At 49.0% G+C, this 22,271-nt stretch carries 21 protein-coding genes; 14 read left to right on the top strand and 7 right to left on the bottom strand.

All coding sequences use genetic code 11. The features are described 5' to 3' along the window. Positions 1-44: 44 nt before the first annotated feature. The 5 genes from cysE to LC431_RS22310 all read right to left on the bottom strand — a co-directional run bounded on the left by cysE (position 45) and on the right by LC431_RS22310 (position 3,244). On the bottom strand, positions 45-866 hold the full coding sequence (cysE, locus tag LC431_RS22330; RefSeq protein WP_013577600.1) for a serine O-acetyltransferase: 822 nt from the start codon (positions 864-866) through the stop codon (positions 45-47). Between the two features lie 87 nt (positions 867-953). Next, positions 954-1,973, bottom strand: coding sequence for an NAD(P)H-dependent glycerol-3-phosphate dehydrogenase (gene gpsA, locus LC431_RS22325; protein WP_013577601.1), 1,020 nt, complete (start codon positions 1,971-1,973; stop codon positions 954-956). Further along, entirely contained in the window at positions 1,973-2,443 is a 471-nt protein-coding gene (gene secB, locus LC431_RS22320; protein ID WP_013577602.1) for a protein-export chaperone SecB, read from the bottom strand. Before secB ends, gpsA begins: the two co-directional genes overlap by 1 nt. Before the next feature lie 64 nt (positions 2,444-2,507). Next, the gene (gene grxC, locus LC431_RS22315; RefSeq protein ID WP_013577603.1) at positions 2,508-2,759 is read right to left on the bottom strand and encodes a glutaredoxin 3; all 252 of its coding nucleotides are present in this window, start codon (positions 2,757-2,759) and stop codon (positions 2,508-2,510) included. Between the two features lie 53 nt (positions 2,760-2,812). After that, positions 2,813-3,244, bottom strand: a complete 432-nt coding sequence (locus LC431_RS22310; protein WP_013577604.1) for a rhodanese-like domain-containing protein — start codon at positions 3,242-3,244, stop codon at positions 2,813-2,815. Positions 3,245-3,548: 304 nt separating this feature from the next. Here LC431_RS22310 and gpmM point away from each other — a divergent pair, with 304 nt between their 5' ends. From gpmM to LC431_RS22285, 5 genes are all read left to right on the top strand, one after another. Further along, entirely contained in the window at positions 3,549-5,093 is a 1,545-nt protein-coding gene (gpmM, locus tag LC431_RS22305; protein WP_037035330.1) for a 2,3-bisphosphoglycerate-independent phosphoglycerate mutase, read from the top strand. 145 nt (positions 5,094-5,238) lie between these two features. Beyond that, positions 5,239-6,531, top strand: coding sequence for a murein hydrolase activator EnvC (gene envC / locus LC431_RS22300; protein ID WP_015690600.1), 1,293 nt, complete (start codon positions 5,239-5,241; stop codon positions 6,529-6,531). 2 nt (positions 6,532-6,533) lie between these two features. Then, on the top strand, positions 6,534-7,463 hold the full coding sequence (locus tag LC431_RS22295; RefSeq protein ID WP_153376600.1) for a divergent polysaccharide deacetylase family protein: 930 nt from the start codon (positions 6,534-6,536) through the stop codon (positions 7,461-7,463). Positions 7,464-7,644: 181 nt separating this feature from the next. Next, the gene (locus LC431_RS22290; RefSeq protein WP_013577608.1) at positions 7,645-8,868 is read left to right on the top strand and encodes a glycosyltransferase; all 1,224 of its coding nucleotides are present in this window, start codon (positions 7,645-7,647) and stop codon (positions 8,866-8,868) included. Between the two features lie 2 nt (positions 8,869-8,870). Then, positions 8,871-9,800, top strand: a complete 930-nt coding sequence (locus LC431_RS22285; protein ID WP_013577609.1) for a hypothetical protein — start codon at positions 8,871-8,873, stop codon at positions 9,798-9,800. 67 nt (positions 9,801-9,867) lie between these two features. On the opposite strand, the gene tdh is transcribed toward LC431_RS22285, so the two are convergent. Together tdh and kbl are read right to left on the bottom strand one after the other, a co-directional pair. Further along, positions 9,868-10,890 carry an L-threonine 3-dehydrogenase gene (tdh, locus tag LC431_RS22280; protein ID WP_013577610.1) on the bottom strand — a complete coding sequence of 341 codons (1,023 nt, stop codon included), beginning with the start codon at positions 10,888-10,890 and terminating at the stop codon, positions 9,868-9,870. A 9-nt stretch (positions 10,891-10,899) separates the two neighbouring features. Next, positions 10,900-12,096: a glycine C-acetyltransferase gene (gene kbl, locus LC431_RS22275; RefSeq protein WP_013577611.1), complete on the bottom strand. Its 1,197-nt coding sequence runs from the start codon at positions 12,094-12,096 to the stop codon at positions 10,900-10,902. A 242-nt stretch (positions 12,097-12,338) separates the two neighbouring features. Here kbl and rfaD point away from each other — a divergent pair, with 242 nt between their 5' ends. The 9 genes from rfaD to LC431_RS22230 all read left to right on the top strand — a co-directional run bounded on the left by rfaD (position 12,339) and on the right by LC431_RS22230 (position 22,172). Then, positions 12,339-13,271 (top strand): ADP-glyceromanno-heptose 6-epimerase, encoded by a 933-nt coding sequence (gene rfaD, locus LC431_RS22270; protein WP_013577612.1) that lies wholly within the window; start codon positions 12,339-12,341, stop codon positions 13,269-13,271. A 30-nt stretch (positions 13,272-13,301) separates the two neighbouring features. Continuing rightward, positions 13,302-14,351, top strand: coding sequence for an ADP-heptose--LPS heptosyltransferase RfaF (gene rfaF / locus LC431_RS22265; RefSeq protein WP_112152576.1), 1,050 nt, complete (start codon positions 13,302-13,304; stop codon positions 14,349-14,351). After that, entirely contained in the window at positions 14,351-15,340 is a 990-nt protein-coding gene (rfaC, locus tag LC431_RS22260; RefSeq protein WP_112152577.1) for a lipopolysaccharide heptosyltransferase RfaC, read from the top strand. The genes rfaF and rfaC overlap by 1 nt, the downstream gene beginning before the upstream one ends. Beyond that, a complete protein-coding gene (locus tag LC431_RS22255; RefSeq protein WP_013577615.1) occupies positions 15,337-16,434 on the top strand; it encodes a glycosyltransferase family 9 protein in 1,098 nt (365 codons plus the stop codon). Before rfaC ends, LC431_RS22255 begins: the two co-directional genes overlap by 4 nt. After that, the gene (locus tag LC431_RS22250) at positions 16,427-17,431 is read left to right on the top strand and encodes a glycosyltransferase (protein ID WP_013577616.1); all 1,005 of its coding nucleotides are present in this window, start codon (positions 16,427-16,429) and stop codon (positions 17,429-17,431) included. The genes LC431_RS22255 and LC431_RS22250 overlap by 8 nt, the downstream gene beginning before the upstream one ends. Further along, positions 17,428-18,714: an O-antigen ligase gene (locus LC431_RS22245; RefSeq protein WP_112197350.1), complete on the top strand. Its 1,287-nt coding sequence runs from the start codon at positions 17,428-17,430 to the stop codon at positions 18,712-18,714. Before LC431_RS22250 ends, LC431_RS22245 begins: the two co-directional genes overlap by 4 nt. A gap of 69 nt (positions 18,715-18,783) precedes the next feature. Continuing rightward, positions 18,784-19,791, top strand: a complete 1,008-nt coding sequence (locus LC431_RS22240; protein ID WP_013577618.1) for a glycosyltransferase — start codon at positions 18,784-18,786, stop codon at positions 19,789-19,791. 160 nt (positions 19,792-19,951) lie between these two features. Beyond that, positions 19,952-21,034, top strand: a complete 1,083-nt coding sequence (gene rfaQ, locus LC431_RS22235) for a putative lipopolysaccharide heptosyltransferase III (protein ID WP_013577619.1) — start codon at positions 19,952-19,954, stop codon at positions 21,032-21,034. Then, complete coding sequence (locus LC431_RS22230; protein ID WP_119262201.1) at positions 21,027-22,172, top strand: glycosyltransferase family 4 protein; 1,146 nt, start codon at positions 21,027-21,029, stop codon at positions 22,170-22,172. The genes rfaQ and LC431_RS22230 overlap by 8 nt, the downstream gene beginning before the upstream one ends. Positions 22,173-22,271 lie beyond the last annotated feature (99 nt).

Raw genomic sequence — 22,271 nt, 5'->3', positions numbered from 1 at the left:
AAGTGAAGAAGATGGCATGCAGATTCATGCCATCTGAAAACCCGTCAGATACCGTCGCCGAATTCAAAACCCTGCGCAATACCGTTGAAATGCTGATCCATATCCATGGAAGGACGCTCGCTTTCCGGACGCCCGACAATTCGCGCCGGAACGCCTGCAGCCGTGGTGTGCGGAGGAACTGATTGCAACACGACTGAGCCCGCACCGATTTTCGCACCAGCACCCACTTCAATATTGCCGAGGATTTTCGCACCGGCACCAATCATGACGCCTTCACGGATTTTAGGGTGGCGGTCACCGCAGGTTTTTCCTGTACCACCAAGCGTCACAGATTGCAGAATCGATACGTCATTCTCAACCACGGCCGTTTCACCGATGACAATCCCGGTGGCGTGGTCAAACATGATGCCGCAGCCAATACGCGCCGCCGGGTGAATATCTACGCCGAATGACACTGAAATCTGATTTTGGAAATAAATCGCCAGCGCTTTACGATCCTGCTTCCACAGCCAGTTACCGATACGGTATGCCTGCAGCGCGTGGAATCCTTTCAGATAGAGTAACGGGGTGGAATATTTGTCGACTGCCGCATCACGCTGATGCACAGCCAGAATGTCACGGGCAGCAGAGAGGATCATTTGTTCGTCGTTGCGATAGGCTTCTTCGACAACTTCACGGATCGCCATCGCAGGCATAATCGGATTGCCCAACTTGTTGGCCAGAATGTAGCTCAACGCGCCGCCCAGCGTTTCATGTTTTAGCAACGTCGCATGGAAAAAACTGGCCAGCATCGGTTCACACTCAGCCAGCGCTCTCGCCTCTGATTTAATGTTATTCCAGACCAGTTCTAATTCTTCTAGCGACATCACTTTTCCTTACGACTTTGCAAGTTCGGGTAATAAAAAGCCGCCCTGTCGGGAATACCAACAAGGTGGCTATTCTGCAGATGCCTTTCAGTGGCTGTGTTTTTCATCCTTGCTCGCACGGGCAAGCAAACTGATCGCCGCTTCACGCGCATCTTTACCGCAGTACAAGACCTGGTAAATCTGTTCAGTGATTGGCATTTCAACGTTATTACGCTGCGCCAGAGCCCGTACTTCTTTCGTATTGCGATAGCCTTCAACAACCTGACCGATGGTGTCCTGAGCAGTCTGAACATCCTTGCCTTGCCCCAGCATAATGCCAAAGCGACGGTTACGGGACTGGTTATCTGTGCAGGTTAACACCAAATCACCCAAGCCTGCCATGCCCATAAATGTGGCCGGATCAGCGCCTAAAGCGGAACCCAGGCGGGTCATTTCAGCCAGACCACGGGTAATCAGCGCGGTTCTTGCATTAGCCCCAAAGCCGATACCATCAGACATTCCGGCACCAATCGCGATAACGTTTTTAATCGCACCGCCCAACTGAACCCCGATAAAATCGGGATTGCTGTAAACACGGAAGCTTTTGCCACAGTGCAGCAATTGCTGCAGATCTTCGGCAAAACTGGCATCAGTGGCGGCCAGTGAGATTGCCGTTGGCATACCTGCCGCCAGTTCTTTGGCGAATGTCGGCCCGGAAACCACCGCTAACGGAATGGCATCACCGAGTTCTTCGCGTGCGACATCCTGCAACAGACGGCCGGTTTCTGCTTCCAGCCCTTTCGTCGCCCATACCACACGCGCATCAGGGCGCAAATGGGGTTTCAGCTGACGCAAAACGTCACCAAATACATGGCTGGGTACCACAACCAGCACATTACGGCTGGCCGCTAACGCGACAGACAGATTGGTTTCGAGCAACAGATTATCGGGGAACGGAACATCAGGAAGGAATTCCTGATTACAACGGGCACGTTGTAATGCGTTGATGTGGTCGGGATTATGTCCCCACAGCACAACGGGATGGCCATTTCTGGCAAGAGTAATCGCTAAAGCGGTGCCGTACGAGCCGGCACCGATCACTGTCATTGACGCATTGACGGTTTTCATCAGGCATCCTGATGCGGTTCAGCACCTTCGCCTTCAGCTTGCTGTTGCAGATAGTTCATGAACAGAGCGTCAAAGTTAACAGGTGCAAGGTTCAGTTGCGGGAAGGTACCGCGGGAAACCAGGCTGGTGATGCACTCACGGGCATACGGGAACAGAATGTTCGGGCAATATGCACCCAGGCAGTGCGCCATCTGGTTGCCATCAATACCGGAGATAGTGAAGATACCACCCTGCTGAACTTCGCACAGGAACGCAGTTTCGTCGCCCAGTGAAGAAGTTACCGTCACACGCAAGACGACTTCATATACGCCTTCAGCCAGCTGGCTGGAAGCGGTATCAAGATCCAGTTTAACTTCTGGCTGCCAGTCTTGCTGGAAAACCTGAGGCGCATTTGGCGCTTCAAAAGAGATGTCTTTGGTGTAGATACGTTGGATCTGGAAAGCCATCTCGGTGTTATTTTGTTCTGACATGTGAGTAGTACCCTCGGGTTAATAGTCCTTTTAAACACTTAATGAAAAACAGCCGCCGCCTTTATTAACCCAGCATTGGGTCAAGGCCACCGCGTGCATCAAGTGCATGTAAATCATCACAACCGCCGACATGCTGCCCGTCGATAAAGATCTGAGGAACGGTTGAACGACCGCTGCGGGCGATCATTTTTTCACGTTTATCTGCATCGCCGTCGATAGCGATTTCATCGAATGAAGCTCCTTTGCTATTAAGCAGAGCTTTCGCACGATGGCAATAAGGGCAGGTTGCCTTGGTGTAGATTTCAATTTTTGCCATGGGTTCCACCTCAGAGTCGTAAAATTGAGTGCCGTAGCAGTTGGCTTAATGTCTTATTTACCGCGCACTAAAGGCAGGTTTTCACTGCTCCAGCCGCTGATACCTTCTTTGAGTGTAAACACGCGCTCAAAACCAGCAGCAATAAGGCCTTCAGCCGCAGTGCGGGAAGTTTGTCCTGTGGCACAAACCACGATAACAGGCTGTGCTTTATGTTTGGTCAGCTCACCCAGGTTGTTGTTCTTGATGTCAGCAGACAACACATTCTGTGATTCAGCGATGTGGCCTTTGCGGAATTCTTCACGCGCGCGAACATCGACAACGATGGCATCTTCTTTGTTAATCAGGCGGGTTGCTTCGCCACGGGTGATCTCTTTCACTTTAGAAAAACGTGTTTTAAAGGTGGTCACAATTACTGCAATCAGTAACGCAACCCACGCCAGGCTGAGAACCGGATGCGCACTGATGAATGGCATAATATCTTGCATGGGGTGTAGCAACTCCCGTCAGTTGGGGGAAAATTCAAGGCTTCAGAGTATACCTGCGCGTCGGAGCAAATACAGCCAGTAAGCGCGGGTGAATGCCACAATCTGCGGCACATCCTGGAAAATTAACACGGCTTTATGCCGAAAGTTAACCCTCACCCCGCCTCATCTTTGATCTCCTCGGGCTATTCACACACGGCGCTGGGGTAAAATCAGCCCGCCTGAGTGCATTTAGCCGCGCCTGTTCATGCCGTTGCAACTGGCGAGCCTATTGAGCATTTCATCTTTTAAACTGAGGTCAATTGACATGTCGAGCAACAAAAAACCGATGGTTCTGGTGATTCTGGATGGCTACGGGCATCGTGAAGAACAACAAGATAACGCAATTCTGAATGCCAAAACCCCCGTCATGGATAATCTGTGGGCCACTCACCCGCATACCCTTATCGCCGCATCCGGGCTGGACGTCGGTCTGCCTGATGGCCAGATGGGAAACTCCGAAGTAGGCCATGTCAATTTAGGTGCCGGCCGCATCGTGTATCAGGATCTCACCCGTCTGGACAAAGAAATTAAAGAAGGCGACTTCTTTAATAATAGCGTACTGACTGGCGCTGTTGATCGCGCAATCGCCGCAGGCAAAGCGGTTCACATTATGGGACTGTTGTCTGCGGGCGGCGTTCACAGCCACGAAGACCACATCATGGCGATGGTCGAACTGGCGCAACGCCGTGGTGCGAAAGCCATTTATCTGCATGCCTTCCTGGATGGTCGCGATACACCACCACGCAGCGCTGAAGCGGCGCTGAAACGCTTCTCAGAGAAATTCGCACAAATCGGTACGGGTCGTATTGCGTCAATCGTGGGCCGTTATTACGCCATGGATCGCGATAACCGCTGGGATCGTGTGCAACTGGCCTATGATTTGATGTCACAGGCAAAAGGCGCATTTACTGCCGATAATGCACTGGCTGGCCTGCAGGCCGCTTATGCCCGTGATGAAAATGATGAATTCGTGAAGCCAACCGTATTGCAGGCAGCAGGCGAAGAATCCGCAGCCATCAATGACGGCGATGCACTGATCTTCATGAACTTCCGCGCAGACCGGGCCCGCGAAATCACCCGCGCCTTTATCAGTCCGGACTTCGATGGTTTTGCCCGCGAAAAAGTCATCAACTTCGGCGATTTCATCATGCTGACCGAATATGCTGCAGACATCAACGCAGCCTGCGCCTATCCACCGGCATCACTGAAAAACACGCTGGGTGAATGGCTGATGGCGCACGGCAAAACGCAGTTGCGTATCTCTGAAACCGAGAAGTATGCCCATGTCACCTTCTTCTTTAACGGGGGCATGGAAGATTCGTTTGAAGGCGAAGACCGTATTCTGGTGAAATCACCAAACGTGGCGACTTATGACCTGCAACCGGAAATGAGCTCTGCTGAACTGACGGAAAAGCTGCTCGGCGCAATCAGCAGTGGTAAGTACGACACCATCATTTGTAACTATCCGAATGGCGACATGGTCGGTCATACCGGCGTTTACGACGCAGCAGTGAGTGCCGTTGAAGCACTCGATAAATGTGTTGCTCAGGTTGTGGACGCAGTGAAAGCCGTGGGTGGTCAGTTGCTGATTACCGCCGACCACGGTAATGCAGAACAAATGCGTGACCCGGCGACCGGTCAGGCACACACTGCACACACCAGCCTGCCGGTTCCGCTGATTTATATCGGCGGAAATGCACAAGCGGTTGAAGGCGGTAAATTATCTGATATCGCGCCAACCATGCTTTCACTGATGGGCATGGAAATTCCGCCGGAAATGAGCGGCAAGCCGCTGTTTATCGCGCGTTAATTTCTGTTAAAAACCGTCAAAAAAGGCGTACTGACACCCGTTGGTACGCCTTTTTTGTTTGTGCATCAGCGGGTTGATTAGTGTTACGATACGAAAAGGGACAGCCATATTGTCTATCATCCACGGTCGACAAGCGGAAAAAAGTTTGAGCAAATTCAATCATTTCAGCCTGATGAGAACCCGCCTTTCCGCTCAGGACAAGGCCGTATCTGCCTTCCCATCTCCAGCCTTACTACTTTGCGTTTCCCTGCTGTCTCTTTCTGTGAGTGTGCATGCTGACGACAATAAAGATCAGCTCAAAACCATTCAGCAAAACATCGCGGAAAAAGAGAAAAGCGTAAAACAGCAGAAACAGCAACGAGGCACGTTATTGCAGCAATTGCAGGCGCAGGAAAAAACCATCGCCTCAGCCAGCAGTCAGTTACGCAGCACTCAGTCAACCCTCGCCACGTTGGGAAAAGACATTTCCGGGCTGAATGCGTCCATTGATAAATTGCAAAAACAGCAAAAGACGCAGGAAGCTATTCTGGCAAAGCAGCTCGATGCCGCATTCCGGATCGGGCAGCATAAAGGCCTGCAATTACTGCTGAGCAGCGAAGAGAGCGCACGCAGCGAGAGGATCCTGGCTTATTTTGGTTATCTGAATGAAGCGCGACAGAAAACCATTGAGGATCTGAAACAGACCCGAGCCACGCTGGCTGAACAGCGTGTTTCTTTGCAATCGAAACAAACCCAGCAAAAAAGCCTGCTGAGTGAACAACAAACCCAGCAGCAGAAACTCGAACAGGCTCGTGCCGCCCGTAAGCAAACGCTCACGGCACTGGAGTCTTCATTGCAAAAAGATGAGCAGAGCCTGACCGAACTGCGCGCTAACGAATCCAGCCTGCAAAACAAAATTGCCGCTGCCGAACGTGCTGCCAAAGCACGCGCAGAAAAAGAAGCGCGTGAAGCTGCGGCAGTCAGAGCGAAAGAACAGCAGGCGAAGAAATCCGGTTCCACCTACAAACCGACCCAAAGCGAGCAATCTCTGATGGCCCGTACCGGCGGTCTGGGCAGACCATCAGGTCAAAATATGTGGCCTGTTAATGGTTCGTTGATACATCGCTTCGGCGAACAGCTGCAGGGTGAACTACGCTGGAAAGGGATTGTTATCTCAGCAAGAGAAGGCAGTGATGTCCGGGCGATTGCTGACGGACGCGTCATTCTGGCGGACTGGTTACAGGGATACGGTTTGGTTGTGGTTATCGATCATGGCAAAGGCGATATGAGCCTGTACGGTTACAACCAGGATGCACTGGTCAGCGTAGGCGACCAGGTCAGAACGGGCCAGGCCATTGCTAAAGTTGGGAACAGCGGCGGACAAGGCCAGCCATCGCTGTATTTTGAAATTCGTCGTCAGGGCCAGGCCGTTAATCCACAGCCGTGGTTGGGAAGATAGCATTGCGATATAACAAGTCCGTTTTAGCTGCCCTTTGTGGTACTGCGTTTTTTGCTTGTCAGGTTCAGGCAGCGAAATTGTCCATCCTGATCGATGACTTTGGTTATCGCCAGCATGAGGAAAACCAGGTACTTCAGATGCCAAAAGCGGTATCCGTCGCGATTTTCCCCAACGCACCCGATTCACAGATGATGATGAACAAGGCTCACCAGCAGGGGCGTGAAATTCTGATCCATCTGCCGATGGCGCCACTTAGTAAGCAACCGCTGGAAAAAGACACGCTGACACCCTCCATGAGCGCCGCAGAAGTGAAACGTATTGTCGATCAGGCGATCAGCAATATCCCTTACGCGATTGGCATCAATAACCATATGGGTAGTGCTATGACCTCCAGCCTGACCGGGATGGAAAATGTCATGCAGGCAATGAATGCCCACAACCTGTTTTTCCTCGACAGCATGACCATTGGTAACACCCAGTCAGTCAAAGCGGCTCAGGGCACCCGGGTGAAAGTCATTAAGCGCAATGTCTTTTTAGATGATGTGCAGAATGAAGCGGAAATCCGCCGTCAGTTTGAACGCGCAATTCAGCTCGCACGCAAGAATGGATATGCCATCGCGATAGGACACCCGCATCCGACGACAGTGAAAGTACTGCAGCAAATGTTGCCGAATCTACCTTCCGATATCGTTCTGGTCAGGCCAAGTGATCTGCTGAACGAACCACAGCGCAGCACACCCGCCGGTAAGGTCACGATTACGCCCGTAAAATCATCACGTAAAGGCATCAGCATCTGCCGCCTCAGGCAACCTCTCCCGCAGATTTATGCCGACAGCATGTTTAAAATTCTGGGGGAAAGCCTGAAATCTTCACCCGCTGCGGCATTTGTTGAACGGCAGTATTCTGTGATAACAACTTTTACTAAAAAGTAGAAATCGCACACATTGGCGGTTTCCTGATTATATTGGTGGTACGCATATATTTGGCATCACCAAATAACTTATTGATATCAATTGATTTCATAGCCAAACTAAAAAGTAGAGCTTCTGGGTTTTGCCTCATATAATGGGCGCTGTATATTTTTTTGACCGGACTGAGCAAGGGCGCTAACCGATGGGACAAGATCGATCTAAAATTCTGCTACTGGATAGTGGCAAGGAATGGGGAGGCGGGACTAACAGCATGTTAGAACTGCTGAAAAGAATCGATCGTGAAAAATATGAAATCAGCTGCTGCTTTTACAACGATTACGCCCGGGACAACGGCGAAACTATCAGTCAGATTTTAAACTCACTGAATGTACCGGTATTTTTTATTCCGCAGGTTAAGCAACCTGCCTGGGCGAAAATAGCTAAAGAAGTATTAAGAACGCTGTTTTTCTTTAGCAGTAATTTGCGTCAGAAAGCCATTTACTCTATCGACAAAATCTGGCGTATTAATCCCAATATCCGCAAAATTCACTCCCTGCTTGAACTCGGTCAGTTTGACATTCTCTATATGAATAATCAGCCCAGCTCTAACGTCGAAGGCTATTATTCTACTGCCGGTTTACCCACAGAAATCGTACAGCATTGTCGCATTGAACCGGTGCTCAACCGGGAGGTTGTGCGCATCGTTAACCGGTTCTGCCACAGCATTATCTCTGTTTCTCAAGGCGTTCAGGAACAACTGCTCAAACGTGGTGTACGCAAAGAGTTATGTTTTACCGTTTTTAATGGCATTGATATCCATCAGCCATTGCCCGAAGGCACAAAAATCCGGGAAGAATTAGCAGCCGACAACGACACGTTCATCTTTGGCAGTATAGGTTCTCTGATTAACCGCAAAGCTCATCACTTCACATTACTGGCACTAGACAAATTTAATCGCGCATTTCCGGAAGCCAAATGGAAAATGGTGTTTGTGGGTGAAGGCCCGAATTTACGCCGTCTCATTCAGCAAACTTCGGCTCTGAATATGATGGATAAAGTGGTATTTACAGGCTTCCAGAGCAATGCGCTGGAATATCTGTCCGCGTTTGATGCCTTTATATTAGGCTCAAAAAGTGAAGGGCTTCCGCGGGTCGTGTTGGAATCCATGCTGCTGAAAACGCCGGTGATTGGTTCGAATGTCACCGGTACAGCCGAACTGATTAAAAATGCAGAAACCGGCATGTTATTTGAGTATGGCGATATTGATATGCTCTTTAATCATATGAAAACACTGTATCTCAATGCCCATCTGAGAAATGAAATTGCAGAGCAGGCAAATCTGACTGTTCGCGAAAAATTTGCAATTGAAAAATATGTCTCAGGCGTTGAAACCGTTTTAAGCAGTGTGAAAAAGAAACAAGGCTGAATATGTTCAAATTTCTAAATCCAAAATATCGTCACATTCTTTCACGCCATAATTTGCCGTATGACGGGACCGTCATGGCAGGAAAACCAAAGAACAGCGTGACGTCTGTGGTGATCCCTTCCGCGGGGGCTGACTATATTGAAGAAGCTTGTCTGTGTGCAGAGTTTGCCGATAAATTTGCGACCGCATTACAGGAAATCGTGATTGTTACCGATCAGGCTGCCAGCCAGTTTCGCCCGTTACCGGAGAAAGTCCGGATCGTCACGCTTCACCCTGAAACCAAATCCGGTGATTATCGTTATAAACAAATTTATCTCAGCCGCCTGATCAAACTGATGGCGCCTTTGCAGGCCAGAACTGACGGTATTTTGATGATCGATTCCGATCTTAATTTGCTTAAAATGCCGGAAATTCAGTTACATGAAAATCATATTTATTCAAGTTTCCGTCAGGGCAAGATGATTGCCAAACTGGACGGTTGTGATCCTGAGATCATCCCGGCGTATTACAAAAACAGCGTGCGTCCTTATATTGTCGATCACGTGAACGGCGCTTTCTTAGCCGCCACGCGTAAAACCTGGGAGCGTTTGTGCCCGCTGTGGATTATGTTTTTCATCGATACATGGAACATTCTGCCAGACAACCAGCCCCCGACAGATCAACTGCCTCTGGCGGCCATGCTGGATACGCTGGACATCAAAAGCGTCAATCTGGGCGACTGGATGAACTGGCCGGTATCGAAAAAAATTGGCGGCACACCGTCGGTTATCCCTAAAGAAGTGATCGGCGCTCATGGCGGCTTCCCGCTGACAGAATGGCAAAAGTATCTGGCTTCACCGGATAATGAACTGTTATTCAAAGGTCAGGATTACACCCGTAAAGTGCGTTATCTGACGGATGACGAGAAACAAATGGCCGGTCCTGCGGCGTAAAGACTGCGCCCGCTATCAGCAAAAGCCCGCTATTTTCAGCGGGCTTTTGCATTTTCAGAGCGCCAGATTACCAGTTAAGTATCACTTTGCCGGAATGCCCGGAGCGCATCGCATCAAACCCTTTCTGGAATTCATCAATCGGAAAATGGTGCGTAATCAGAGGTGTAAGATCTAATCCTGACTGGATCAGGGCGGCCATTTTGTACCAGGTTTCGAACATTTCCCTTCCGTAAATCCCTTTAATAAACAGTCCTTTGAAAATCACCTGATTCCAGTCGATTGCCATCTCGGTCGATGGAATGCCCAGCATCGCAATCCGGCCGCCATGGTTCATGGCGTTAAGCATGCTGCGAAATGCCGCAGGTGCACCTGACATTTCCAGCCCGACGTCAAACCCTTCCGTCATGCCCAGCTCATCCATCACATTCTGCAAGCTTTGCTGGCTGACATTCACCGCCCGCGTCACACCCATTTTGCGCGCGAGTTCCAGACGGTATTCGTTCATATCCGTGATCACCACATGGCGGGCACCGACATGTTTGCAAATGGCTGCCGCCATGATGCCAATCGGCCCGGCACCGCTGATCAGAACATCCTCGCCGACCAGATCAAACGACAATGCGGTATGCACAGCATTACCAAAGGGATCAAAAATGGCAGCCAGATCATCAGAAATATTGTCCGGGATTTTAAACGCATTAAAAGCAGGCAATACCAGATACTCCGCAAAAGCGCCCGGACGGTTTACCCCCACGCCCTGTGCGTTGCGGCACAAATGCGTACGTCCTCCCCGGCAATTACGGCAGTGTCCGCAGGTAATATGCCCCTCGCCCGACACCCGGTCACCGATACTGAAACCTTTAACTTCCTGCCCGATGCCCACCACTTCGCCGACATATTCGTGTCCGACCACCATTGGTACGGGAATGGTTTTTTGTGACCATTCGTCCCAGTTGTAGATGTGCACATCGGTTCCGCAAATGGCGGTTTTACGGATTTTGATCAGCAAATCGTTGTGCCCTAATTCCGGCACGGCCACATCCGTCATCCAGATGCCTTCTTCACGTTTGAGTTTTGCTAAAGCTTTCATCGACATTCCTCAGGCGATCACGCCAAGTTTTTTGCCAATACGGGTGAAGGCTTCAACGGCCTTTTCGATTTGTTCCGTGCTGTGCGCTGCTGACATTTGAGTACGGATGCGCGCCTGCCCCTGAGGCACCACCGGGTAAAAGAAGCCGGTGACGTAAATCCCTTCCTGCTGCAAAAGCGACGCAAACTCCTGAGCCAGACGAGCCTCGCCAAGCATCACCGGGATAATGGCGTGATCAGCCCCCGCCAGCGTGAAACCCGCGGCGGTCATTTTCTCGCGGAACAATTTTGAATTGCTGAGCAAACGCTCACGCAGTTCGCTGCCTTCTTCGAGCATGGAAAGCACTTTCAGGGAGGCAGAAACAATCGACGGTGCCAGGGAATTAGAGAAGAGATAGGGCCGCGAACGCTGACGCAACCAGTCGATCACTTCCTGACGCGCAGCGGTATAACCGCCGGAAGCCCCGCCCAGCGCTTTGCCAAGCGTGCCAGTGATGATGTCCACGCGCCCCATCACATCGCAATATTCGTGCGTTCCCCGCCCTTCGGCACCGACAAAACCTACCGCATGGGAATCATCGACCATCACCAGCGCGTCGAACCGTTCGGCCAGGTCGCACACGCCCTTCAGGTTGGCTATCACGCCATCCATTGAAAATACGCCGTCAGTTGCCACCAGAATATGACGGGCACCCTCATCTTTTGCCTGCTGCAAACGGGTTTCCAGTTCAGACATATCGTTGTTGGCATACCGATAGCGTTTCGCTTTGCATAAGCGAACACCATCGATTATTGAGGCATGATTCAGCGCATCCGAAATGATGGCGTCTTCTTCACCCAGCAGTGTTTCAAATAACCCACCGTTGGCATCAAAGCAGGAGGAATAGAGGATCGCATCGTCCATACCGAGAAAGTCAGCCAGACGGTGTTCAAGTTCTTTGTGCGTATCTTGTGTGCCGCAGATAAAGCGGACCGAAGCCATGCCGAAACCGTGGCTGTCGAGACCGGCTTTTGCAGCACGGATCAGTTCGGGATGATTCGCCAGGCCAAGGTAGTTGTTGGCGCAAAAATTGATGACCGGACGGCCGCCAGCGACGGAGACTTCAGCCTGCTGGGGCGTGGTGAGAATGCGTTCTTCTTTAAACAGCCCTTCAACCCGGGCCTGCTCCAGCTGATCTTCCAGCTGGCGATAAAACGAAACAGACATACAGTATTCTCCTGAAATGACTCATTCACGGAATACCTTACTAATCTGCATATAAAATAACGATGGAAGTGCTCACAATATCTTTGTTTTGCAGCATAGTTCACGCCTTACGCTCTGAAACATAAGAATCCCTGTTATCGGACACCTTCCCAATGTGAGCTTCATAATGAAGTGTTATGATATTACCCAATATACAGGCTGTGCATGGTGCGCAGTTCTTCAAATGATTAAAGGTGAATCCCATGATAATCGTCACTGGCGGCGCTGGTTTTATCGGCAGCAATATTATTAAATCGCTCAATGATATGGGATACCGCGATATTCTGGTGGTGGATAATCTGAAAGATGGCACCAAGTTCGTCAATCTGGTGGATCTGGATATTGCGGATTATTGCGACAAAGAAGATTTTATCGCCAGCATCGTGGCCGGCGACGATCTGGGTGATATCGACGCCATTTTCCACGAAGGCGCATGCTCTTCCACTACCGAGTGGGACGGCAAGTACATGATGGATAACAACTATCAGTACTCTAAAGATGTCCTGCATTATTGTTTAGATCGCAGCATTCCCTTCCTTTATGCGTCTTCCGCAGCCACTTATGGTAGCCAGAGCACCAGCTTTGTTGAAGAGCGTAAATACGAGCAACCGCTGAACGTCTATGGTTACTCTAAGTTCCTGTTTGACCAGTATGTTCGCGAAATTCTGCCGCACGCTGAATCTCAAATTTGTGGTTTCCGTTATTTCAACGTTTACGGACCGCGTGAAGGCCATAAAGGCAGCATGGCGAGCGTAGCGTTCCATCTGAATAATCAGATCAAGGCCGGGGAGAACCCAAAACTGTTCTCGGGCAGCGAAGGCTTCAAACGCGATTTTATCTACGTGGGTGATGTGGCAGCCGTGAACCTGTGGTTCTGGCAAAACGGTGTTTCGGGCATTTTTAACTGCGGTACCGGACGTTCGGAATCCTTCCAGGCTGTGGCAGATGCTGTCGTGGCATACCACAAGTCGGGCGATATCGAATACATTCCATTCCCGGAAAAACTCAAAGGCCGTTACCAGTCCTTCACACAGGCCGACATGACGGCCCTGCGTAACGCCGGTTACGACAAACCGTTCAAAACGGTTGCCGAAGGTGTTACGGAATACATGAGCTGGCTTAACCGCACAGTTTAAGCCCTGCACATTGAGGAATGGATTAACGGTATGAAAATACTGGTAATTGGGCCGTCATGGGTCGGTGACATGATGATGTCACAAAGTCTTTATCGCACCCTGAAAGCTGCGCACCCCGACGCTCAGATTGACGTGATGGCACCTGCATGGTGCCGTCCTTTACTTGATCGCATGCCGGAAGTACATCAGGCGCTGGCCATGCCGCTGGGCCACGGTGCGCTGGAATTGGGCGAACGTCGTCGTCTGGGTATTTCATTGCGCAATGAGAAATATCAGCGTGCATTCGTTCTGCCTAACTCGTTTAAATCGGCGCTGGTTCCTTTCTTTGCCCGTATTCCGCAACGCACCGGCTGGCGTGGCGAAATGCGCTATGGTCTGCTCAATGATTTGCGGGTGCTGGATAAACCCGCTTTTCCACTGATGGTTCAGCGTTATGCTGCTCTGGGCTACGATGCCCGGCAAATCAAAACTGCCGCTGATCTTCCACAACCCATTCTCTGGCCTAAATTAGAGGTCGGCGACGCTGAAGTCACCGCGGTTAAAACCTCATTCTCTGTGGATAACACCCGGCCGCTGATTGGTTTCTGCCCTGGCGCAGAGTTTGGTCCGGCAAAGCGCTGGCCTCATTATCACTACGCGGTGTTGGCTGAAAAACTGATCAGCGAAGGCTATCAGGTGGTGCTCTTTGGCTCTGCAAAAGATAACGCAGCAGGTGAACAAATCCGCCTGGCACTGACAGAAAACGCGCAACCTTTCTGTCTCAATCTGGCGGGGAAAACCTCATTGGATCAGGCGGTGGTGATGATTGCCGCCTGTCATGCGGTCGTCAGTAATGATTCAGGCCTGATGCATGTTGCCGCCGCGCTGGATAAACCGCTGATAGCACTTTACGGGCCCAGCAGCCCGGACTTCACACCGCCCCTCAGCCATCAGGCAAAAGTTATACGTCTGATCACTGGCTATCATAAAGTCCGTAAAGGCGATGCTGAAGAAGGCTATCACCAAAGTTTAATTGATATTCAACCCGGACAAGTTTATCAGGAACTCACCCAGTTGCTGAGCGCAAGGAAGGAGCTTTAATGCGGGTTCTCATCGTCAAAACGTCGTCCATGGGCGACGTTCTGCATACCCTTCCGGCGTTGACGGATGCTATGCAGGCCATTGCCGGGATCCGCTTTGACTGGGTCGTGGAAGAAGGATTTAGCCAGATCCCCGGCTGGCATCCTGCCGTTGATCGCGTGATACCTGTCGCCATCCGCCGCTGGCGTAAAAACTGGTTCGGCTCTGAAACCCGTCAGCAACGCTGTGATTTCAAACGCGAAGTTCAGTCTCAAACCTATGATGCGATCATCGATGCTCAGGGTCTGATTAAAAGCGCGGCACTGATCACCCGTGTCGCAAAAGGTGAAAAACACGGTCAGGATTGTAAAAGTGCCCGTGAACCATTCGCCAGCTGGTTCTACAATCAGCGTCATGAAATCGATAAAAAGCAGCACGCGGTAGAACGTACCCGGGAATTGTTTGCGAAAAGCCTGGGCTATGAAAAGCCATCAGGCCAGGGAGATTATGCTATTGCAGCACGTTTCCTCTCCCATCTTCCTGCCGACGCGGGCCGGTATCTGGTGTTTCTTCATGCCACCACCCGCGCCGATAAACATTGGCCGGAAGAACACTGGCGTGAGCTGATCAGCATGTTCGGCGGGCAAGATATCCGCATCAAACTTCCGTGGGGGGCAGACCATGAACATCAGCGCGCATTGCGTCTGGCGGAAGGTTTCCCTTATGTCGAGGTGTTGCCTAAGTTGAGTCTGGAAAAAGTTGCTGAGGTTTTAGCCGGTGCGAAAGCGGTCATTTCTGTTGATACGGGGCTGAGCCATCTGACTGCCGCGCTGGATCGTCCAAATATCACGCTTTACGGACCGACCGATCCGGGATTGATTGGCGGGTATGGAAAGAATCAGTTTATCCTCAAAGCCGAGAACAATTCACTGGAAAACTTACCAGCCAAAACCGTCTTTGAGCGTCTGAGTGATCTGACCGCTGCGAAAGAGGAAATGAACCGACCATGAGCTACGTGATTATTTTCATCTTGCTGTGGCCGTTCAAAATGCTGATGAAGCCTTTTCATCAGGGCAAAGGGCGAAATCTGGTCATACAAACCGCCAAAATTGGTGATTTCGTCAATATCACGCCTTTACTGAAGCATTTAAAAAAATCAGATGTCTTGATCAGTAAAACGGTTTTGCCTTTGGCTGCACACGATTCGACGATCGATTCTATTTATCTCATTGAAGATTACAAAAAATCTTTAGTCAGTAAAATTGGTCTCGCCTTTCGCCTGCTCAACCGCTACGACAATATTTATCTGCTACAACCTAACAGCGTTAACGTTTTCTATGCCGCCTTCTGTAATGCGAAGCATAAAGCCTTTCTGATCGCTTATACCCGCAAGTGGTATCACGGGATTTTTTATCAGACGGCCGACGTTGTTCGTTTGCATCAGAAAACCGATTTTACGCTGGAAAGTTATCTTAAGCTGGCAGACCCCAGCCTCAGCGCAGAAAGCTATACTAAACATGCCACCCTTCCCTTGTGGATACCTGAAAAAACCTTGCCGGAGCTGGCGGCAAGCAAGCAGGTCAAAATTGGTATCAGCATTTCGGCAGGCAATAAAGCTAAAACAATTCCGACAGCGGTATGGATTAAAATCCTTAATACCCTGGCTGGCCTTCCTTGTCAGTTTTATGTTTTTGGCCCGGAGAATGAGCAGAAATACCTTGATCAGTTGCTGGAAAAACTCAGTGCTCGCGAAAACATCATTAACCTGATCGGTAAGCTAAAATTGCATGAAGTCCCACATGCCATTTCTCAGATGGATATGTATATCGCCTCAGATTCTGGAAACGTGTATATCGCAGATGCGGTGAATATCCCAGTGGTATGTTTAGCGGGTCCTTGTGACTTAACCGAGCAGCATCCAACCTATGCGCCACTCATCCTGACGCCTGAAGATAAAAAACTCGCGCCTGAATCTTTTATTTTCTCAGCACCTTATCAATTCCGGCACAGTGCTGAAGAACTTTTTTCACTCAGTGATGCTCAACTGGAGAAAATACGTTCATTTGTTATAAGCAAAACAAGTCAGGTACAACATTATGTCTGACCATAAATATATGAGCTATCTCGAGCATAAAGAAGAGCTCGTGAACAATTTAGGGGATTCATCACTCCCGGTGGTCCATATCGCATTCGGAATAAATAATGCCTATGCCCGTGGTATGGGGGTCACTGTCTTTTCTGTTCTGAAAAACAATCCTGACTTAGCTTTTCATATTCATATATTTGGCAGTGCGCTCGATGAAATATCAAAATCCCGGCTGCTTGAGCTGGCGGCAAATCATCCGCTGGCCATCACCTGTTACGTTTTTAAAGAATCTGCGTTCACTGCTTTACCGCTGATGGGGCGCTATCCTCAGGCTATTTATTATCGGTTATTCACTCCCTACATCCTTTCTGGCGTCACATCAAAATTACTCTACCTTGACGCGGACACATTATGTTTAGGCAGTTATAAAGAACTGAGCGAGATGGATATCAGCCCTTATACGCTGGCAGCCGTCAATGATACGCAACGGGCAAGAAATAAACTTTGTTCACAGTTAAGTCTGACAAAGGGAAATTATTTCAACTCAGGATTCTTATACATCAATATCCCTCAATGGCTTGAGAAAAATACAACTGAGCGGATCATCCGGACACTTAGCCTTCAGGAAAGTGAATTTAAATTCCCTGATCAGGACGCACTTAATATTGTCCTGGAACAGGAAGTTCTGCTGCTTCCTAAAAGATATAATTTTGTGTGTGACATCATTTTAAATAAAGTGGGAAAGAGAGTTGATATCCCGAAAGATACCATCCTGATTCATTATACGGGTAAATGTAAACCCTGGCACCTTTGGGGAATGGGAGAACTGGCCGATATTTATGATCAATATTATGCGCAATCCCCATGGCACGCAGTCCCACATGACGTGCCGGTTTCCTATAAAGAGATGAAACGCTATGCCCAGGCACTCTGGCATAAGGGTCGCTACCTGACCAGCTTGCGCTGGATGACCAAATATATGAATAATAAGATTTTCAGGAAAAGCTCTTTATGAAAAGTAATCTGATGGCACAGATAAAAAAATCGTCTTTTGACGATAAACTTGCATCTTTACTATTCTTATTGATTACCATTTCCATTTCTTTCTTTATGTACTCTGGTGAAATAACCCGGAATTTCTTTTATATCGCAACGTATATTGCTGTCCTGTATTTCATCTACGTCACCCTGCGTGTTGATAAGAAAATTAAATTCTACCCGGTTGCCTGCACAATTCTACTTCTGGGTATCAGCAAGTTGCTTTGGGTTATGCTCACCGTAAACCATCAATATCCGCTCATTGCCTATCATTACCAAATTAGCGGTAAGAGACTCATATTAGCTTCATTTATTCTGTATGCCATTGAACATAACATTCACAAATGGAAAATCCCTGCACTGACAGTGCGCACGGGGATAGCTATTATGACGATTCTTTTTATCGTTATATCCGTCATACGAATCATTGTTTATTTAAAGACAGGCGAAAGAATGAAAATAAATTCTGACGCTCCGACTTCCGGCGCCTATACATTTACTATTTTTTCTTTGCTGGTGATGTACAGTCTTAAATATCATGCGTTAAAGCATTACAGGCTCATTTGTCTGATTGTGATGACGCTAACTTTTGCGGTTCTCGCTGCCACAGAAACCCGCTCTGCAATAATACTCTTTATACTTATTAGTGCAGGCAGCATTATTTACGATTTCACCAAAAGCTCGCATACGTCTAAAATCATCTACGGTTTTGCCATTGCGGTCTTAATTATTGCCGCCGTGACTTCTGGTCATCCTTATTACAATAAAGTCCTCACCCGCTTCGATAATCTCCAAAACGAGGTTACCTCTTACAATGACGGGGAGCGTAATACTTCAGTCGGTGCGCGTTTCTCAATGTGGCGAGCCGGAGTGGATGCTTTCAAACATCACCCGTTTGGTCAGTCCGCCGACAGCCGCAATGCACTTGCCACCACGTTCATCGATGAGCATGAAGGCGGAAACCCGGAAGCGTTACGCAATCTTCAGTTCCATTTGCACAATGATATTATCGATACAATGTCATTACAGGGAATTTTAGGCGCATTGATTATGGTACTTTTCTTCGCCGTATTATTGCTCTATCCCTTCAGGCTGGTGCCCAAAGGTTACGAATTTTTATTACTGTCGGTCCCGGTAATTTACTTCAGCATGGGTGATACCCAGTTTTACAATCGCGAATCACCGTATTTTATTGTGCTGGTATTTGCCTACCTGATGATGCTCAGGATGAGGCCACATCCCGCGATAGAAAAACAATGATTTTTTCCGGGCTGTGAAACTTACACCGGCCCGGTTGATTGCCCTCCTTATCAGTGGAAATTGTGTGATATGCCCCTTACAACGACATCCGACAACATTAAGCTCAGCGCGATTATCCCTCTGTATAACGCAGGGGAAATGTTCCGAAACTTTATGGATTCGCTCGTCGCCCAGACGCTGACAAACTTCGAGATCATTATCGTCAATGATGGTTCGACAGACGGTTCCGAGTGCGTTGCGCAAGAATATGCTGAGAAATACCCGCATATTCGCGTCATTCATCAGGCTAACGGCGGCGTATCGCGTGCGCGTAATGCTGGCCTGGATATCGCCAAAGGTCAGTACGTCACTTTTCCGGATGCCGATGACATACTCTATCCGAACATGTACCAAACGCTGATTGAACTGTGTGAACAGGATGATCTGGATGTCGCACAATGCAATGGTGAACGTTATTTTGTCGGCTCAGAAAAAGTTAAACCCATCATCCCCACCGATCGTTTAACGTCGACTGCCGTGCTGGATGGCCCGCACTGGCTTAAAATGGCGCTGGCAACAAACCGTTATTTGCACGTAGTGTGGTTAGGTGTCTATCGTCTGGAACTTATTAAAAAGCATCATCTGTATTTTGAACCCGGCCTGCATCATCAGGATATTCCCTGGACAACCGAATTCATGTTCAACGCACGCCGCGTGAAATACACCCAAGAGGTGCTTTATCGCTATTACATTCATGGTCAGTCAATCAGTAACCAAAAAAGAACCGGAATGAAAAACGTTGAATATCAACGGCATTACCTGAAAATCGCCAAAATGCTTGATGAATTAAATAAGCGATATAAAGACCGGGTAAAAATCTATGCGGAGTTTCCGAGACAGGTCACCCGGGAAGCCCTGACGGTTTGTCATTCTGTTCGCCGCGAGCCTGTTCAGGCCGCTCAGAAAGCCATGATCGACGATATTTACACCTCCGGCACACGCAGGATAATGCTGCGTAACGCACGCGGACCGAAACAATGGTGGCAACTGTTACTGTGGCTGTATCGTCTCCATAACCTGCGTAAAAAACTCGGTTAAGTTGTTTCAGAAAGAGACGATTCCTTTATTCGTTTAAGTGGAATCTAACTATTTCATAAATGAAGTTATTTATCTTTCTATATCAGGAAGATAAATAACTTCACAGCATACGATTCTTCACCTAAAATCAACTCACTATATTCTACTATCAGATAATAGAATGCCTAATTCAGAAGCCAAATACGCAGCGTTCAGACCCCAAAGAATTCTTCTGGTGAAACTCCGTCATCATGGAGATATGGTGCTGACCACGCCGGTGATAAACAGGCTACGCGAGCATTACCCCGATGCTGAAATTGATGTGCTTCTGTATAAAGAAACTCGCCCTATTCTCAGTGAACATCCAGCGCTATCTCATATCCATGTCATTGACAGAACATGGAAAAAACAAGGTGTCCGCTATCAGTTACAACAGGAATATCAGTTACTCAAAGCTGTTCGCGACCGACATTATGATCTGGTGATTAATCTTGCCGATCAATGGCGCAGTGCTTTGATTTCCCGATTTAGTGGCGCGAAAGTTCGTTTAGGATTCGACTATAAAAAACGACGTTCTGCTTTCTGGCGGGCAGGTCATACGCAGTTAGTGACGACCGAAAATCACAGCATTTTGCATACTGTCGAACAGAATATGTCGATTTTGTCACCGCTTGGTATTTCCACCGATAACGCTCTGACATCAATGCATTATTCAGAAAGTGACAAGTCATTTTGTCAGCAATTACTTCTGAAAAATCAGGTGTCCGGCGAATATATTGTGATTCAGCCAACGTCCCGCTGGACGTTCAAATGCTGGGATGATGACAAATTCGCCAATGTGATTGATGGACTTGCTGAAACCGGCCTGACGATCGTGATGACCTCCGGCCCGGATAAGAAAGAGCTGGATATGGTGAGCAAAATCCAGGATCTCACGCACAATCCGCAGGTGATCTCTGTCGCCGGTCAGTTATCACTGACCCAGCTGGCTGCAATGATTGACGGTGCAAAACTCTTTATTGGGGTGGATTCTGCGCCGATGCATATGGCCGCCGCGCTTAATACGCCTTGCGTCGCCTTATTCGGCCCGACGAAAATGCAACACTGGCGTCCATGGGGCAAAAATAATACCACTCTCTGGGCGGGGGACTACGCGCCGCTACCCGCACCCGATTCGATCGATACAAAAACTCAACAACGTTATCTGCATGCAATCCCTGTCAGTGATGTGATTGATGCAGCCAGGAGTTATCTGCATGACTAATGCCGCCAGTGGGAAAAACATCCGTTTAGCGATTGTCAGACAAAAATATCGCCCGGATGGCGGCGCGGAACGTTTTATTTCCCGCGCCCTGGAGGCACTGGATGACCAAAATATTGATCTGAATATTATTACCCGCCAGTGGGAAGGCAAGCCAAATCCGCAATGGAAAATTCACCTGTGTAATCCGGCAAAGTATGGCCGTGTTTCACGTGAGAAGGGTTTTGCCGCTGCTGCGCAACAATGTTGGAAACAGGAACATTTCGACATAGTGCAAAGCCACGAACGTATTCCGGGTTGCGACATTTTCCGGGCCGGCGATGGTGCACATCGTGTCTGGCTGGAACAACGGGCGCGTGTCATTTCCCCTCTTCAGCGTTTTCTTACAAAAATCAGCCCCTACCACCGCTATGTCCTGCAAGCCGAAGAAGAGATGTTCCACTCCCCGGCATTGAAAAAAATCATCTGCAATTCTGAGATGGTAAAACGGGATATCATCCGCTGTTACGGAGTTGATGAGAGCCGTTTTGAAGTGATCTATAACGCCATTGATTCCCAAAAATTCGTACCGGCGACAGATGCACAGCGCCTTGCTGCGCGTGAAATGCTTTCAATTCCTGCGCAGGCCGTGGCACTGATTTACGTAGGTTCAGGTTTTGAACGCAAAGGGCTGAAGCCTGCCATTGAAGCGATCGCTTGTGGCGATCGCTACCTCATTGTCGTCGGACAAGATAAAGACCAGAAAAAATATGCGTCGCTGGCTCAGCAATCAGGATGCGCTGACCGGGTCCGCTTTGTCGGGGTACAAAACAATGTACTCCCTTATTACCATGCGGCTGATGGCATGATTCTGCCGACATTATACGACCCGTTCCCGAACGTGATTCTTGAAGCCATGGCCTGCGGATTGCCCGTTATCACCAGCGAAACCTGTGGTGGCGCAGAGTTTATTATGCAGGGGCGCGAAGGCTTCGTTTGCGATGCGCTGGATGTGATAAGACTTAGCGAATACGTCAATAAAATTCCTTCACGTCAGGAAAATGACCAGATGGGAAATGCGGCAAGAGACCGGATTTTACCTTACAGCCCTAAAAACCTTTCAAAACAGTTGGTTACACTTTATCACTCGTTACTGGTCTGAGGACGCAGGCGCTGACATGATGAGTCGATCACACTTATCTGATAACATGTGCCCATCTATCCGCCGGGACTATTTTCGCTCTATGAAATTGACTTTCCC

The sequence above is a fragment of the Rahnella sp. GSA61A genome (genome assembly GCF_019969905.1).
In the GTDB taxonomy this organism is placed as follows: Bacteria; Pseudomonadota; Gammaproteobacteria; order Enterobacterales; family Enterobacteriaceae; genus Rahnella; species Rahnella aceris.
The sequence above is the reverse complement of the archived record's forward strand: the minus strand, read 5'-3'. Positions and strand labels throughout refer to the sequence as shown.

Bases quoted from the DNA above. Each gene is read 5' to 3' on its own strand.
- LC431_RS22290 (WP_013577608.1), top strand. From the start codon at position 7,645: ATGGGACAAGATCGATCTAAAATTCTGCTACTGGATAGTGGCAAGGAA.
- LC431_RS22255 (WP_013577615.1), top strand. From the start codon at position 15,337: ATGAGCTACGTGATTATTTTCATCTTGCTGTGGCCGTTCAAAATGCTG.
- LC431_RS22250 (WP_013577616.1), top strand. From the start codon at position 16,427: ATGTCTGACCATAAATATATGAGCTATCTCGAGCATAAAGAAGAGCTC.
- tdh (WP_013577610.1), bottom strand. From the start codon at position 10,890: ATGAAAGCTTTAGCAAAACTCAAACGTGAAGAAGGCATCTGGATGACG.
- LC431_RS22240 (WP_013577618.1), top strand. From the start codon at position 18,784: ATGCCCCTTACAACGACATCCGACAACATTAAGCTCAGCGCGATTATC.
- gpsA (WP_013577601.1), bottom strand. From the start codon at position 1,973: ATGAAAACCGTCAATGCGTCAATGACAGTGATCGGTGCCGGCTCGTAC.
- cysE (WP_013577600.1), bottom strand. From the start codon at position 866: ATGTCGCTAGAAGAATTAGAACTGGTCTGGAATAACATTAAATCAGAG.
- LC431_RS22230 (WP_119262201.1), top strand. From the start codon at position 21,027: ATGACTAATGCCGCCAGTGGGAAAAACATCCGTTTAGCGATTGTCAGA.
- LC431_RS22245 (WP_112197350.1), top strand. From the start codon at position 17,428: ATGAAAAGTAATCTGATGGCACAGATAAAAAAATCGTCTTTTGACGAT.
- rfaD (WP_013577612.1), top strand. From the start codon at position 12,339: ATGATAATCGTCACTGGCGGCGCTGGTTTTATCGGCAGCAATATTATT.
- kbl (WP_013577611.1), bottom strand. From the start codon at position 12,096: ATGTCTGTTTCGTTTTATCGCCAGCTGGAAGATCAGCTGGAGCAGGCC.
- rfaQ (WP_013577619.1), top strand. From the start codon at position 19,952: ATGCCTAATTCAGAAGCCAAATACGCAGCGTTCAGACCCCAAAGAATT.
- LC431_RS22285 (WP_013577609.1), top strand. From the start codon at position 8,871: ATGTTCAAATTTCTAAATCCAAAATATCGTCACATTCTTTCACGCCAT.
- rfaC (WP_112152577.1), top strand. From the start codon at position 14,351: ATGCGGGTTCTCATCGTCAAAACGTCGTCCATGGGCGACGTTCTGCAT.
- grxC (WP_013577603.1), bottom strand. From the start codon at position 2,759: ATGGCAAAAATTGAAATCTACACCAAGGCAACCTGCCCTTATTGCCAT.
- rfaF (WP_112152576.1), top strand. From the start codon at position 13,302: ATGAAAATACTGGTAATTGGGCCGTCATGGGTCGGTGACATGATGATG.
- LC431_RS22310 (WP_013577604.1), bottom strand. From the start codon at position 3,244: ATGCAAGATATTATGCCATTCATCAGTGCGCATCCGGTTCTCAGCCTG.
- gpmM (WP_037035330.1), top strand. From the start codon at position 3,549: ATGTCGAGCAACAAAAAACCGATGGTTCTGGTGATTCTGGATGGCTAC.
- secB (WP_013577602.1), bottom strand. From the start codon at position 2,443: ATGTCAGAACAAAATAACACCGAGATGGCTTTCCAGATCCAACGTATC.